This window comes from Pandoraea thiooxydans (assembly GCF_001931675.1).
GTDB classification, from domain to species: domain Bacteria; phylum Pseudomonadota; class Gammaproteobacteria; order Burkholderiales; family Burkholderiaceae; genus Pandoraea; species Pandoraea thiooxydans.
Window position 1 is genome coordinate 3,926,094 of record NZ_CP014839.1, and the last position, 14,559, is coordinate 3,940,652.

General features: G+C 63.2%; 14 protein-coding genes. 3 read left to right on the forward strand and 11 right to left on the reverse strand.

Annotated features, from left to right (window positions below; all coding sequences use genetic code 11):
* Nucleotides 1–13 precede the first annotated feature (13 nt).
* Together PATSB16_RS18160 and PATSB16_RS18165 are read left to right on the forward strand one after the other, a co-directional pair.
* Complete coding sequence (locus tag PATSB16_RS18160; protein ID WP_047215442.1) at nucleotides 14–1,309, forward strand: ATP-binding protein; 1,296 nt, start codon at nucleotides 14–16, stop codon at nucleotides 1,307–1,309.
* The gene (locus PATSB16_RS18165; RefSeq protein ID WP_047215443.1) at nucleotides 1,306–1,848 is read left to right on the forward strand and encodes a response regulator transcription factor; all 543 of its coding nucleotides are present in this window, start codon (nucleotides 1,306–1,308) and stop codon (nucleotides 1,846–1,848) included. Before PATSB16_RS18160 ends, PATSB16_RS18165 begins: the two co-directional genes overlap by 4 nt.
* Nucleotides 1,849–1,909: 61 nt before the next feature.
* Here PATSB16_RS18165 and hslU read toward each other — a convergent pair whose 3' ends face one another.
* The 11 genes from hslU to PATSB16_RS18225 form a co-directional block, all read right to left on the reverse strand.
* Nucleotides 1,910–3,265, reverse strand: a complete 1,356-nt coding sequence (gene hslU, locus PATSB16_RS18170) for an ATP-dependent protease ATPase subunit HslU (protein ID WP_047215444.1) — start codon at nucleotides 3,263–3,265, stop codon at nucleotides 1,910–1,912.
* Nucleotides 3,266–3,286: 21 nt separating this feature from the next.
* Nucleotides 3,287–3,823, reverse strand: a complete 537-nt coding sequence (hslV, locus tag PATSB16_RS18175; RefSeq protein ID WP_047215445.1) for an ATP-dependent protease subunit HslV — start codon at nucleotides 3,821–3,823, stop codon at nucleotides 3,287–3,289.
* Nucleotides 3,824–4,045: 222 nt separating this feature from the next.
* The gene (gene ltrA / locus PATSB16_RS18180; RefSeq protein ID WP_047216333.1) at nucleotides 4,046–5,413 is read right to left on the reverse strand and encodes a group II intron reverse transcriptase/maturase; all 1,368 of its coding nucleotides are present in this window, start codon (nucleotides 5,411–5,413) and stop codon (nucleotides 4,046–4,048) included.
* A 494-nt stretch (nucleotides 5,414–5,907) separates the two neighbouring features.
* The gene (gene dksA, locus PATSB16_RS18190; protein ID WP_047215446.1) at nucleotides 5,908–6,327 is read right to left on the reverse strand and encodes an RNA polymerase-binding protein DksA; all 420 of its coding nucleotides are present in this window, start codon (nucleotides 6,325–6,327) and stop codon (nucleotides 5,908–5,910) included.
* 351 nt (nucleotides 6,328–6,678) lie between these two features.
* The gene (locus tag PATSB16_RS18195) at nucleotides 6,679–7,710 is read right to left on the reverse strand and encodes a CobW family GTP-binding protein (protein ID WP_047216732.1); all 1,032 of its coding nucleotides are present in this window, start codon (nucleotides 7,708–7,710) and stop codon (nucleotides 6,679–6,681) included.
* A gap of 63 nt (nucleotides 7,711–7,773) precedes the next feature.
* Nucleotides 7,774–8,253, reverse strand: a complete 480-nt coding sequence (locus PATSB16_RS18200; protein WP_047215447.1) for a Fur family transcriptional regulator — start codon at nucleotides 8,251–8,253, stop codon at nucleotides 7,774–7,776.
* A gap of 93 nt (nucleotides 8,254–8,346) precedes the next feature.
* On the reverse strand, nucleotides 8,347–9,546 hold the full coding sequence (locus PATSB16_RS18205) for a class I SAM-dependent rRNA methyltransferase (RefSeq protein ID WP_047215448.1): 1,200 nt from the start codon (nucleotides 9,544–9,546) through the stop codon (nucleotides 8,347–8,349).
* 96 nt (nucleotides 9,547–9,642) lie between these two features.
* The gene (xerC, locus tag PATSB16_RS18210) at nucleotides 9,643–10,608 is read right to left on the reverse strand and encodes a tyrosine recombinase XerC (RefSeq protein WP_047215449.1); all 966 of its coding nucleotides are present in this window, start codon (nucleotides 10,606–10,608) and stop codon (nucleotides 9,643–9,645) included.
* Nucleotides 10,609–10,625: 17 nt separating this feature from the next.
* A complete protein-coding gene (locus PATSB16_RS18215; protein ID WP_047216733.1) occupies nucleotides 10,626–11,294 on the reverse strand; it encodes a DUF484 family protein in 669 nt (222 codons plus the stop codon).
* Nucleotides 11,295–11,343: 49 nt separating this feature from the next.
* Nucleotides 11,344–12,192: a diaminopimelate epimerase gene (gene dapF, locus PATSB16_RS18220; RefSeq protein ID WP_047215450.1), complete on the reverse strand. Its 849-nt coding sequence runs from the start codon at nucleotides 12,190–12,192 to the stop codon at nucleotides 11,344–11,346.
* Nucleotides 12,193–12,230: 38 nt separating this feature from the next.
* The gene (locus tag PATSB16_RS18225; RefSeq protein ID WP_047216734.1) at nucleotides 12,231–13,127 is read right to left on the reverse strand and encodes a lipid A biosynthesis lauroyl acyltransferase; all 897 of its coding nucleotides are present in this window, start codon (nucleotides 13,125–13,127) and stop codon (nucleotides 12,231–12,233) included.
* Between the two features lie 248 nt (nucleotides 13,128–13,375).
* Between PATSB16_RS18225 and metK the strand changes: the two genes are divergently transcribed.
* A complete protein-coding gene (gene metK / locus PATSB16_RS18230; protein ID WP_047215451.1) occupies nucleotides 13,376–14,554 on the forward strand; it encodes a methionine adenosyltransferase in 1,179 nt (392 codons plus the stop codon).
* The last annotated feature ends 5 nt before the right edge of the window (nucleotides 14,555–14,559 follow it).

Genomic DNA, 14,559 nt, shown 5'->3' on the forward strand with positions numbered 1-14,559 from the left:
TAAACTCGCCGCCATGAAACTGTTTCCCTCCGGACGCACCAACCTCGCCCAGCTGTTCTGGCTGCGCTGCCTGTCGATTGCCGGCCAGCTCATTGCCATCTTCGTCGCCCGCGAGGGACTGGGCGCCCACTTCCCGCTCACGCCAATGCTGGTGGTGATCGCCCTGGAGGTGGCTTTCAACGGGCTGACATGGGTGCGCATGCAATTCACCGCCGGCAAGCTCGGTCGCGATACCGACGTGGAATTGATGGGCCATCTGCTGGTGGACATCGGCGCGCTGTCGGTCCTGCTGTTCTTCTCGGGCGGCGCGACCAACCCGTTCGTCTCGCTCTATCTGCCCGGACTGGCGATTGCCGCGGCGGTATTGCCATGGCGCTATGCGGCGCTGCTGGCGCTGCTGTCGCTGACCGCCTACGGGATTCTGAGCGTCGCTTATGTGCCCCTGAATCTGGACTATCCGGCCGATCTGATGACGTTGCACCTGGCCGGTCTGTGGGTCAATTTCGTCATCAGCGTGCTGTTGATCACGTGGTTCGTCTCGCGCATGTCGGGCGCCCTGCGCACCCGGGATGCCCAACTCTCGGCCGCCGAGCAGCGCCTGCTGCGCGACGAGCGGATGGCCGCGCTCGGCTCGCAGGCAGCCAGTGTCGCGCATGAACTCGGCACGCCATTGTCGACCATGGCGGTGGTGATCGGCGAGTTGCGCGACGAGATGCGCACCAACCCGGAACTGAAGCCGTTCGACGCCGACCTGGAGACGCTGGAGCAGCAGATCGCGCTGTGCAAGGGGGCGATCAGCCATGTTCAGGCGCGCGCGGCGGCGTCCGTGCGCCAATCGGTGCAGGTCTGGCTGCCGGCGTTCGTCGAGCAATGGCGGCTGCGCCATCCCAATGTGGAATTCACGCTGAAGCTGCCGCGTACACTGAGTGCGCCGGTCGACGATACCGTGCAGGTCGGACAAATTCTGACGATTCTGCTCGATAATGCAGCAACGGTCTGCCCCTCGCACGTCGTGCTCGGCTGCGAACTGAGCAGCTCCGGCCTGGTCTTCCATGTTATCGATCATGGGCCGGGCATTCATCCGCTGCTGCGCACCCAACTCGGCACGGCTCCGGTGGTGAGCAGCCACGGCGGCCACGGCATGGGGCTGTACCTTGCATTTGCGAGTGTGGCGCGGCTGGGCGGCACACTGGCGCTGCACGAGAACCGTCCGCTGGGCACGCGCGCCGAATTGCGTCTGCCGATGACGCCCAGGTCGCGCCCGGACTCACCGGACCTATCCACCGATAACGAGACGCTACCCGAATGAGCGAGCAGCATTTTCTTCTGATCGACGACAACCCCGTATTTGCCAGCACGCTGGCACGCGCGCTCACGCGTCGCGGCTTTGCCGTGCAGATCGCGCACGATGCGAGCGCGGCGCTGGCGCTGGCGCGCACGCGCGCGTTCGACGCGATCACCGTCGACCTGCACCTGGGGCCGGATCCCGGCCTGCCGCTGATCGCGCCGTTGCGCGCGCTGCAGCCCAAGGCCAGTATTTTGGTGCTGACCGGCTACGCCAGCATCGCCACGGCCGTGCAGGCCGTCAAAGACGGCGCCGACAATTATCTGGCCAAACCGGCCAATGCCGAGACGATCCTGGCGTCACTGCGCCTGGACGCAAGCGAGGCGCGTGCCGAGGCGGCCCTCGAGCGCCCGTCGCCGCTGTCGGTGGCTCGGCTGGAGTGGGAGCATATCCAGCGTGTCCTGGCCGAGCACGAGGGCAATGTCTCGGCCACCGCCCGCGCCCTGAACATGCATCGCCGCACATTGCAGCGCAAACTCGCCAAGAAGCCGGTCAAGCAATAGCGAGGGCAAAAAAAATTGGCCGCGCAGGCGGCCAATCGAAATACCCGGGAAACACGCCGCGTCAGAGGACGTAACGCGACAGATCTTCGTCCTGCGACAGCGCGCCGAGGTACTTGTCGACATAGGCGGCGTCGATCACCACCTGCTCGCTGGCGCGTTTGCCTGCCGAGAAGGAAATCTCTTCCAGCAGTTTTTCCATCACCGTATAGAGCCGCCGCGCACCGATGTTTTCGGTCTTCTCGTTGACCGAGTAGGCAATTTCCGCCAGGCGCTGAATGCCGTCCCGGCTGAACTCCAGCCCCACGTCCTCGGTCGCGAGCAGCGCCTGGTACTGCTTGACGAGGCTCGCATCGGTCTGGGTCAGGATCGATTCAAAGTCGCCCACGGACAGCGAGTCGAGCTCGACGCGAATCGGGAAGCGACCCTGCAACTCGGGAATCAGATCGCTCGGCTTGGCCAGATGAAAGGCGCCGCTGGCAATGAACAGGATGTGATCGGTCTTGATCATGCCGTACTTGGTGCTGATCGTGGTGCCTTCGACCAGCGGCAGCAGATCGCGCTGCACACCTTGCCGGGAAACCTCGCCGCCGCCCACTTCGCTGCGTGAAGCGATCTTGTCGATTTCGTCGAGGAACACGATGCCGTTTTGCTCGACATTGCGCACCGCCTGCAGCTTGATCTCGTCGTCGTTGAGCATTTTCGCCGCTTCCTCGTCGGTGAGCAGCTTGAGCGCTTCCTTGACCTTGAGCTTCTGGCGTTTCTTGCGGCCCGTGCCCAGATTGGCGAACATGCCCTTGATCTGCTCGGTCATTTCTTCCATGCCGGGCGGGCCCATGATTTCCATGCCGGGGGCGGCCTGCTCCAGATCGACTTCGATGTCCTTGTCGTCGAGCTGGCCTTCTCGCAAGCGTTTGCGGAAGGTTTGTCGCGTCGCGCTCTCCGGTCCTTCTTCCGGAGCGCTGTCGGCCGCGTGAAAGCGAATGTCACGCGACGGCTCCCGCGCGGGCGGCAGCAGGATGTCGAGGATGCGGTCCTCGGCCTGATCTTCGGCCTTGGTACGCACCTTGCGCATTTCGGTCTCGCGGGTCTGCTTGACGGCGATCTCGATCAGGTCCCGCACGATGCTGTCGACATCGCGCCCGACGTAGCCGACTTCGGTGAATTTGGTGGCCTCGATCTTGATGAACGGCGCGTCTGCCAGCTTGGCCAGGCGACGCGCGATTTCGGTTTTGCCGACCCCGGTCGGGCCGATCATCAGGATGTTCTTCGGCGTGATTTCCTGGCGCAGCGGGTCGGCGACCTGCTGCCGGCGCCAGCGGTTGCGCAACGCCACCGCGACGGCCTTCTTGGCCTTGTGCTGTCCAATGATGTGCTTATCAAGTTCCGAAACGATTTCGGAAGGCGTCATATGTGTCATGAGTCCGATCCTGTGGCCCGCTTATTCGAGCGTCTCGATGATGTGGTTGCTGTTGGTGTAGATGCACATCTCGCCGGCGATGGCCAGCGACTTGCGCACGATCTCTTCGGGCGTCAAGTCAGTGTTTTCGAACAGCGCGCGAGCTGCGGCTTGCGCGTAGGAGCCGCCCGAACCGATCGCGGCAATGCCGCCTTCCGGGTCGAGCACGTCCCCGTTGCCCGTCAACACCAGCGTGGTCTCGCTGTCGGCGGCGATCAGCATCGCCTCGAGCCGGCGCAACATGCGATCGGTGCGCCAATCCTTGGCGAGTTCGACCGCGGCACGCGTCAGATTGCCCTGATGCTTCTCGAGCTTGGCCTCGAAGCGGTCCAGCAACGAAAAAGCGTCGGCGGTGCCGCCCGCGAAGCCCACCAGCACCTTGCCCTGGTAAATGCGGCGCACCTTGCGCGCGCTGCCCTTCATGACGATATTGCCCAATGTGACCTGGCCGTCGCCGCCCAGCGCCACCTGGTTGCCGCGCCGAACCGAGACAATCGTCGTACCGTGATATTGCTCCATGCCTGTTCCTTCTAGAGGGGCACGATCTGCCCGTGAAAAACCGCCCAAGGCCGCGGGAGGTGACCGCCGGCGGTTTGGACGAAGATTGTTTTTGTAGTTTAGGGCAGCCAAAAAAATATCAAGGCCGCGGCGCAGCATCGGCATAGGGGGTAGCCAATAGGCTACACCCCTGCCACACCACCCGGCATGCGGGTCCGCACCGGGCGGTTCGAGAAGTTGAGGTCAAGAGAGTCGGGGCACACCCAGGCTGTCGAAATAGGCAATGGTGAGCACACGATTCAGAGCCAGTCCGCTGTTTCGCCACCAGCAACGGCTGTTCGCCGCGACTCGTCGCGCAATTTCGGTGCTGGCCCCTAGCGCGCTCAATTCCCGGTAGATGGTCGGGCCGCGTTTCCACTGTTTGAGCTGAATGGCCCGTAACCGGTGACGAAGCCATTCGTCCAGCGTTAGCCAGACCCTCGGCGTTTGCGCCAACCGGTAATAAGCCCTCCAACCCAATAGGTAGGAGCGCAGTCTTTGCGCTACTTCCAACATGCTGCGCCCGCCACCGCGGCGGGTCAGCTCCCGAATGCGTTGCTTGAACGTTGCAAGTGCTTTGGTGGCCACTTTACGCTTGATCGCGCCACCCGCTGCCACCCAGAAGCTGTAGCCCAGGAATTTGCGACCGAACACACTCGCCACCGCGCTCTTGGTCTCGTTGACCCTCAAACGCAGCCGCCCGTACAGCTTTCGCAGCAGCGCCATCACCCGTTCGCCCGCCCGGCGTGAGCGAACGTACACGTTCGCATCATCCGCGTAGCGAACGAAGCAATGGCCTCGCCGTTCCAATTCCTTATCCACCTCGTCCAGCAGCACGTTTGCCAGCAGCGGCGAGAGCGGTCCGCCTTGCGGCGTACCCTCATAGCGCTCCTGCACCACGCCATGGCTCATCATTCCCGCGTTCAAGTAGGCTCGGATCAGCCCGATTACGCCAGCATCGCCGATACGCTTCTGTAGGCGGTCGATAAGAATGTCGTGATTGACCCGGTCGAAGAACTTTTCCAAGTCCACGTCCACGACCACCCGGCGGCCCGACTGCACGTACGATTGTGCGGCTAACACCGCGTCGTGCGCGCGCCGGCCCGGTCGGAAACCGTAGCTGTGCTCGCTGAATGTGGGATCGAGAATCGGTTGCAGTACTTGCAGCAACGCCTGTTGGATCAGCCGATCCGTCACCGTCGGGATGCCTAGCTCGCGCTCGCCTCCGTCCGGCTTCGGGATCGTCACCCGTCGTACCGGTTTTGGCCGGTACGTCCCCCGCAACAGTTCTTCTCGTATCGCAGGCCACGCCGTCACCAGATGTCGCGCAGTCCGGTCAATGTCCAGACCGTCAACTCCCGGCGCACCCTTATTGGCCCGCACCCGTTTGAACGCCTGCCGCAGGTTCTCTCTTGTCAAGGCCGCATCTAGCAGCGCTGACCCTGTGTTCTTCGCTTCACGCCGCGAGCCGCAGGCTTCGTCACTCACGGCTTCTCGCGCAGCTTCACCGCGCGCCGCCACCGCTCGCCCCGCTTGCGCCGGCATCTGACGCCTGGCCTGTTGCGTCGGCATGTCGTCGAACACTCCTTCTCGTTCGGCCCTTCGCCACTAGCTTCAGTCTCGCCGACCTATCCCGTGACTACTACGGCCTCTGCTGACGCCTCGCTCCGATTCGACACCGTTGCCCTTTCAGGCATGAGGCGAGGACTCCCCAGGTAAGAGCGCACTCCTTCATCGCACAACCGCTGCATTTACGCTGCTTCGCCTTGGTCACGAGAGCTTCGCGGTTTCATGCCCGCTCGCCCTGCTAGGCAGCGCCTTCTATGCAGTTCTTGTTCATCGGCTCGCGATTTACGATCCACGCTTCCTCCCCACACTCGGTCGCCCTCATGCAGTTGCGCTTCGCTTCATTCGCTGTGACCAGCTTGTGGCGGGACTTACACCCGCAGGAGTGCGCCCATGCTGGGCGCACATGAAAAAAGCACACGCGCTGCGTGTGCTTTTCGGGGAAACTCGTTACCAGTGTGATTAAAAAACCACACTGGTGCGGTTGTGTTGCAGACCGATCAGTCGCCGAACAGTTTTTGGCGCAATTCGCGCCGCTCCTGCGCTTCGAGCGACAGCGTGGCGGTCGGCCGCGCCAGCAATCGCGGCACGCCGATCGGCTCGCCGGTTTCCTCGCACCAGCCGTATTCGCCCGATTCGATGCGCGCGAGCGACTGTTGCACCTTCTTGAGAAGCTTGCGCTCCCGATCGCGCGTGCGCAACTCGAGCGCGTGCTCTTCCTCGATGGTCGCGCGGTCGGCCGGGTCGGGGACAATCACGGTCTCACGCAGATTCTCCGTCGTTTGCCCCGCATTGCGAAGAATTTCTTCCTGAAGCTGCTCGAGCCGATGCTTGAAGAACGCGAGCTGATCCTCGTTCATGTAATCCTTCTCGCTCATCTTCAGGATTTCGGCTTCGGTCAAAAGTTTTTTCTTGCTCATGGGTTTTTGTGGCATCTCTCTCGGATTGGCTGGCGATGCCGCAGCCGGCATATCGCCGGCCTCAGCGCCAGTGCTACCGGTTCCGTATCGGTCACGTGGCAATACGGCTCCGGGCTAACCTCCTGGTGTGCCGCATCGCCGAACCATCCCGCCATCAGACGCAGCGCGGTGTCTCCCACCCCGCTGCCGCCTCGAAATGGGTCGCTCCAACGCTCCCGCACCCCGTTTGGCGATACGCACCCTTCTTACCATTGCACCGGCAATGTGCATGCGGCGCGCTGGCGCCGCGACCCCCGGTGGGCAGGTATTGTAACCGAATCATTCTTCAATGCCCGGAACGCCTGTTGCCCGTTAAATCAGGCAGCGCTCCAATCCTTGCAGAATAATCTCTTTCGGCAAATCGGCCCCGATAAATACCATTTTGGTATTCGGCCGCTCGCCGATCTGCCACGGTCGTCCCAGGTCGCTGCCCATCATCTGATGCACGCCTTGGAAAACCACCCGCCGGGGAACGCCTTTCATGCTCAACACACCTTTATAACGCAATAAGCGCTCGCCGTACACCTGCAGAATGCTGCCCAGGAAATCCTCCAGCTTTGCCGCATCGAAAGGACGCTCACTGCGGAACGTGAAGGATTTGATCGCATCGTCGTGAGCGTGATGATGGTGGTGGTGATCATGACCGCAATGCGCGTGATCGTGATCGTGCCCATGCTCATGCTCGTGGGCCTCGTCGGCGAGAAAATCGGGGTCGATGTCCAGCTTCTCGTTCAGATTGAATCCGTTCAGATCGAAAAAGTCTTTCAGGTTCGCATCCCCGAAGTTGACCTGCTGCTGAGGCGCGCGCGGGTTCATATGCGTGAGGCGATGCTTGAGTTCGGCCAGCTCGGCTTCGTTTACCTGGTCGGACTTGGTGATGAACAGGCGGTCGGCGAACCCGACCTGCCGCTGCACGACCTCGTGCTGATCGAGCTGCTGCTGGCCGTGCTTGGCGTCGACCAGCGTGATGACCGCATCGAGCCGGTACGTATCGGCGATTTCGTCGTCGATGAAAAAAGTTTGCGCGACCGGGCCCGGATTGGCCAGCCCCGTGGTCTCGATCACGACGCGATCAAACGCGATCTGCCCGTCATCGCGCCGCGTATTCAGATCGGACAGCGCCTGCACCAGATCGCCGCGAATCGTGCAGCAGATGCAGCCATTGCTCATCTGCACGATCTGCTCGCTGCTTTCCTGCACCAGAATATCGTTATCGATATTCTCCTCGCCGAATTCGTTTTCGATCACGGCGATCTTCATGCCGTGCGCTTCGGTAAGGATCCGCTTGAGCAGCGTCGTTTTGCCACTGCCGAGAAAGCCGGTCAGGATGGTCACGGGAATCATGGAGATGAGGTCCTTTTCAATGAAATTGCTGAAATCCAAAAGCCAGGGCTTCAACCAGCGCCGTCAACTCGCGCATTGAGCGCACCTGCCCCGAACGGTAAATTCGATCTGCTCGCCGACAAAGCCCCGCGGTAACCGCCTGAACTCGTGCCCGCTCAGTTGGGGGCGAGCCGGCCAATCGTCAAGGCAAAAGGTGCGATGGCACTGCATGCAGCGGAAATGACCATGCCCGGCGTGGGGTTGTGCCGCCAGCGCCTGCTCGGCGCCCGCGGCCGTTGCCATCGCAAAGCGGTAAAGCCGGTCGTCGCCGACCTGCCTGAGCGCCCAGCCTTGCGCCACCAGCCAGTCGAGCACGCGGTAGACGGTCACCCGGTCGAGCGGATCGCCGGCCAGGGCGGCCAGCACTTCATGATGCGCCAGCGGCCGGCCGGCCTTGAGCAGCAGCGCGAAAATCCTGGCGCGGGCAGCCGTCACCCGCTCGCCGCGCTCGCGTAGACGGTCACACGCCTGTTCCAGGTAGGGCTGCAAGACAAGCTTATCCATGGGCCGATTTAAGCACAGCCATTTTACAGACGCAACAGAGTTGCATCAGCATGGCGCCACCCTCGCGGGCTCGTCAGCCGGCCGCGCCAGTCGTTAATCGGCCCGCTGCAGCCACAACCCTTTCAGATATTCGCCTTCGGGAAAGCTCATCAGCATCGGATGATCGAGCCCGGCCGACAGGCGTCTGAGCAGGCGGGCGTCGACGCCGGCATCGGCCGCCGCGCCGGCCACGATCTTCTGGAACAATTCGCCGTCGATCGCGCCGGAACACGAATAGGTCCACAACTGGCCGCCGGGGCGCAACAGGCGCAGCGCTGCCATATTGATGTCCTTGTAGGCGCGCGCGGCGCGCGTCACGTGTTGCGGAGACGGCGCGAATTTCGGGGGATCGAGCACGATCATGTCAAAACTCTTGCCTTCCTCGCGCAGCGCTCGCAGCGTCTTGAACACGTCCGCGTCCCGCCACTCGGCGCGCGACGCTTCGAAGCCATTGGCCTGTGCGTTGCGCGCAGCCAGCGCGAGCGCCTCGCCGGAAGAGTCGATCGAAATCACGTGGCGTGCTCCGCCCTTGAGGGCCGCCAGCGAAAAGCCACCGGTATAGCAAAAGCAGTTGAGCACGTCGCGCCCCGCCGCCTGCTGCTGAATCAGCAGGCGATTGTCGCGCTGATCGATATAAAACCCGGTCTTGTGGCCACGACGCACGTCGACGTGATAGCGTATGCCGCTCTCTTCGGTCAGCAGTGCCTCGGGCGGCTCGGCCCCGGCCAGCACGCCGGTGATGCTGGCCAGCCCTTCGCGCTCGCGCACCGCGACGTCCGAGCGCTCATAGACGTTGGGACAGCCGGTGGCGGAGGTGAGTGCCGCCACCAGTGCCGCCTTCCAGTGCTCGACGCCGGCGGCCATGAATTGGCAGACCAATTGGTCAGCCCCATGCTCGCCGCGATAGCGATCGACAATCAGCCCCGGCAGGCCATCGGCCTCGCCAAAAATCAACCGCACGGCCGCCGTGCCGGGCACCATGGCCTCGCGGTAGGCAAGCGCCGTCTGGACGCGACGCTTGAAAAATGCATGATCGACCGGCTCTGCCTCGTTGAGGGTCCATACCCGGGCGCGGATCGCCGAGTGCGGGCTGTACGCCGCACGCGCCAGAAAGCGGCCGTCGTCAGCCTTGACCACAACCGTGGCACCCAGCGCGGGCTTGCCCTCCACGCGCGCGACGGCGCCCGCATAGATCCATGGATGGCGGCGCAAGAGCGACTTTTCCTTACCGGGTTTGAGGATCAGTGTGTTCATGGATGCAAGGCTGTGCGAGGGATCGGCGCGGGCGCTGGCACGGCGGCGGGGCCCGGCGAAGAGGGCCGCATGATACACCCGCCCCGGCGACCCGGCTCAATCTTTCTTTTTGGCGCGCGGATGGGCCTGATCATAAACCTTGGCCAGATGCTGGAAGTCGAGCTTGGTATAGATCTGCGTGGTGGAAATATTGGCGTGCCCCAGCATTTCCTGCACCGCGCGCAGATCGCCGCTCGATTGCAGCACGTGGGAGGCGAACGAGTGCCGCAGCATGTGCGGATGCACATGGGTTGGCAAGCCCGCGGCCAGCGCGTGCTGCTCGAGCGCAAGCTGAACGGCTCGGGCATTGATGCGGGCTCCGCGCACCGACAGAAAAAGGGCGTGCGGCTCGCCCCTGGCCATTTGTTCGCGCACGGCCAGCCACGCCTGAAGGGCCTTGGCCGCATGGCTGCCAACCGGTACGCTGCGCATTTTTCCGCCTTTGCCTGTCACCACGACTTCGTGCTCGGCGGCGTTGAGCCAGCTGCGTGAACGATAGCCGGAGCTGTCAAAGAATGCTGTATCGAGACTGACCAGTTCGGACAGGCGCAGCCCGGACGAATAAAGCAACTCGAACATCGCGTGATTGCGCCGGGCAAGCGGCTCGTCACCTGCACAATAGGCCGTGAGCGCCACGGCCTGCTCGGCCGACAATGCCTTGGGCAAGGGTTTGGGGCTCTTGGGCGCGCGCACCCCATTGACCGGATTGGCCGCGAGCGCCACGCGCTGCGCCAGCCACGCGAAGAATCCGCGCCAGGCCGACAATTTGCGCGCAATAGAGCGCCCGCTCAGGCCTTGCGCATGCAATTGCATGGCAAACCGGCGAATATCGGGATGCGTCAATTGCGCCAGCGCCCTGCCGTCGGCCAGCTGCATCAATTGCGCCAGATCGCGTCGATAGCCCTCCAGCGTATGCGTGGCGAGCTTGCGCTCGGTCGCCAGTGCCGCGAGATATTCATGCACCTGCGCTTGCCCGGCTCGCCCAGATTCAGGCTCGGCGAGGTCGTCTGCGCGGGTCGGCATGGGGCTTTGGACAGCGCTTAGCAGGTGGTCCGCAGCCTGCCGAGCGTGGCGCTGGCCAGCTGCCCGATCTGCGTGAGGAAATCGGTCGACATGCCTGCGTGAAAGCGACGCGGGTCGGGCGAGCCCATGACCAGCAACCCGAATACTTCGGCGTCCTCGCGCAGCGGATCGCGCAAGGCCAGCAGCGCCACCGATGCGGGCTCGACTTCGGCGCCCAGCCAGGTCACCGCCTCGAAGCCGGTGTTGCTGCCGCAGTACGGAGTGCTCAGACTGCCCGCGAAGATGCGCACTTCCTCGCTGACATTGCGCGCAAATTCGGCCGGCTGATAAGGTTCGTCGACATGCCACGCGCGCAATGCCGAGACCGGCACGTCGAACACCTCACGCAAGCCTCGCGTGATGGCGCCCGGCACGGCGTGCGGATCGCGCTCGCCGAGCACTTGCAAAGTCCAGCGATGAATTTTGCTCGAGGTGCCGTCGTTCTCGTGACCATAACGCAGCAGCTCGGCCAGACGGCGTTCGAGCTGCTTGTTTTTGTCGCGCTGCATCTCGACCTGCCGCTCCTGCAGCGACACGGCGCGCTGGCCATGCGGGCTGGTCAGCTTGATGTTGGCCACCAATTCAGCATGCTTTTCGAAGAATTCGGGGTGGGACTGCAAATATTCGGCAATGTCGCGATCGTTCATGGTGTCCGTGAAAATGAGGAGGGCGCCCGCCAAGGGTGCGCGCCTCGCATTACAGTTCGATTTCGCCTTCGAACACGGTGGTTGCCGCGCCGGTCATGACGACAGCGCCGGCACCGTCCCAGGCGATCGACAGGATGCCGCCGTGCGTATGCACTGCTACCGGGGTATCGAGCAAACCGCGGCGAATGCCGGCCACCACCGCCGCGCATGCGCCCGTGCCGCAAGCGAGCGTCTCGCCGGCGCCCCGCTCGTAGACGCGCAACCTGATCGTGTGACGATCGAGCACTTGCATGAACCCGGCATTGACCCGGTTCGGAAAGCGCGCATGACGCTCGATGAGCGGGCCATCGTGCGCCACCGGGAACCGCTCGACGTCATCGACCGTTTGCACCGCGTGAGGGTTGCCCATCGACACCACGGAGATCCAGACGGTCTTGCCGTCGACCTCGAGCGGCCATAGCAGATCGTCATGCTCCGGCCGGCCGGTGAGCCCGTGCGCGTCGAATGGCACCTTGGCCGGCGACAGTTCTGGCCGGCCCATATCGACCGAGACTTGCCCGTCCTCATGCATGGTCAGGGTGAGAATGCCCTGTTGCACCTGTACGCGCACGCTGCGCTGGTCGGTCAGCTGATGGTCGCGCACGAATTTGACGAAGCAGCGCGCGCCATTGCCGCAATGCTCGACCTCGCCACCGTCCGCATTGAAAATCCGGTAGCGGAAATCGACGCCATCGATGGTCGGCTTCTCGACCACCAGGAGCTGGTCCGCGCCCACACCGAAGTGGCGGTCGGCCAGCGCGCGCCATTGCTCGGCACTCAGGTCTACCTGTTGATGGATGCCGTCGAGCACGACAAAGTCGTTGCCGGCGCCGTGCATTTTGGTGAATTTGAGTTTCATTGCGCTATTGTAGTGGAGTCGCGGCGCCGGCACCGGCGTCAATACACGCCGGCCTCGCCCTCGGGCCGCGTCTTGAAGCGCTTGTGCACCCAGTAGTACTGCTCTGGCATGCGCAGGATCTGTTCCTCGAGGAAGGCATTCATGCGGCGCGTATCGGCCACCGGGTCACCGCTCGGGTAATTCTCCCACGGGGCGAACACCTTGAGCTTGTAGCCGCGGTAATTCGGCAGCACTTCGGTGACGATCGGCAGGATCTGCGCGCGGCCGGCCTGCGCCAGACGCGAGATCGATGTCAGGGTGCATGCCTGCACACCGAAAAACGGCACGAACACCGAATTGCGCAACCCATAGTCCATATCCGCGGCCAGCATGATCGGCTTGCGCTCGCGCAGCACCCTCAGCACCTCTCGCGCGCTGTCGGCGCGCGATATCATTTCGGCGTCGAAACGGCCCCGCTGCCGTTTGGCCAGCGCGTCGAAAAACGGGTTCGACATCGGCGTGTAGAGCGAAGCGCATGGCCGCCTGAGCGCATGGTTGATAAAAATCGAGCCCGCCTCGATGCCGACAAAATGAAACCCGAGCAGAATCGTCGGCGGCATGTCGGGATCGGTCAGGTCCACTTCGCTCTCGACCTGCACCAGTCGCTCCATCTTCTCGCGGTCGGCAAACCACTGCACGCTGCGCTCGGCGTAGCTGCGAATCGCGTGCCGGAACGCGGCGCGCGCCACGCGCTCGCGCTGCGCGTCATCCCAGTGCGGGAAACACAGGCGCAAATTGGTGTGCACGACCCGGCGGCGCGAACTTGGGATCAGGTACAGCAGGCTGCCCAGCGCATCGCCGAATCGGCCCACCACGCCATAAGGCAGGCAATTCAGGGCGCGCAACAAGGTCGCGCCGAACAAGTAACCGAATTTCCCGGGTTTCTTCTTGGACATAATCGAATCACAATCAGCCGCAAAGCCGCCGCGCCCCTGCTCGCTCATCCTCGGCGACCCCCCTGCGGCGACTTGACAGCGCAAAAATTTTCAGAGGCGTATAATAAACGGATCGCCGAGTTAACAGACAACTTGCGGGGCGATTCACGGTCGGGGTGACCCGGCCGTCAGTAAAGTAATCCGCTAAAGCGTCGCCGCTTCAACGAAAGACGGCAACGTGAAAAGCCAAAATCGTTTAGGAGCTTGAAGTGGCGACCGACTACCTGTTTACCTCCGAGTCCGTTTCCGAAGGCCATCCCGACAAGGTGGCCGACCAGATTTCCGATGCTGTGCTCGACGCCATCCTGGCCCAGGACAAGTATGCGCGCGTCGCAGCCGAGACACTATGCAATACCGGCCTGGTCGTGATGGCCGGTGAAATCACCACCACCGCCACCGTCGATTACCAGCAGGTCGCGCGCGAAACGATCCGCCGCATCGGTTACGACAACACCGACTACGGCATCGACTACAAGGGTTGCGCGGTGCTCGTGGCCTACGACCGCCAATCACCCGACATCGCGCAGGGCGTGGACCGCGCCCACGACGACAACCTCGACCAGGGCGCCGGCGACCAGGGCCTGATGTTCGGTTTCGCCTGCAACGAGACGCCGGAGCTGATGCCGCTGCCAATTTATCTGGCGCACCGGCTGGTCGAGCGGCAATCCGAGCTGCGTCGCGACGGCCGCCTGGACTGGCTGCGCCCGGATGCCAAGTCGCAGGTGACGATCCGTTACGTCAACGACCGGCCGCACAGCATCGACACGGTCGTGCTCTCGACCCAGCATCACCCTGACATCACACTGGACAAATTGCGCGAGGCAGTCGTCGAGGAAATCATCAAGCCAGTGCTGCCGAAGGATCTCATCAAGGGCGACGTCAAATTCCTGGTGAATCCGACCGGACGCTTCGTGGTTGGCGGCCCGCAGGGCGACGCCGGCCTGACCGGGCGCAAGATCATCGTCGACACGTACGGCGGAGCCGCGCCGCACGGCGGCGGAGCCTTCTCCGGCAAGGACCCGTCCAAGGTAGACCGTTCGGCTGCCTATGCGGGCCGTTACGTTGCGAAAAACATCGTGGCCGCCGGTCTGGCGGAAAAATGCCTGATTCAGGTGTCTTATGCGATCGGCGTGGCGCGCCCGACCTCGGTGATGGTCAATACCTTCGGCACCGGCAAGGTCAGCGATGCGAAGATCACCGAACTGGTGATGAAGCATTTCGATCTGCGACCCAAGGGCATTATCCAGATGCTCGACCTGCTGCGTCCGATTTACACCAAGGCCGCAGCCTACGGCCATTTCGGTCGCGAAGAGCCGGAATTCACCTGGGAGGCGACCGACAAGGCCGCCGAACTGCTGGCCGATGCGGGCCTGCGCGCCGTGGCCTGAGCCCC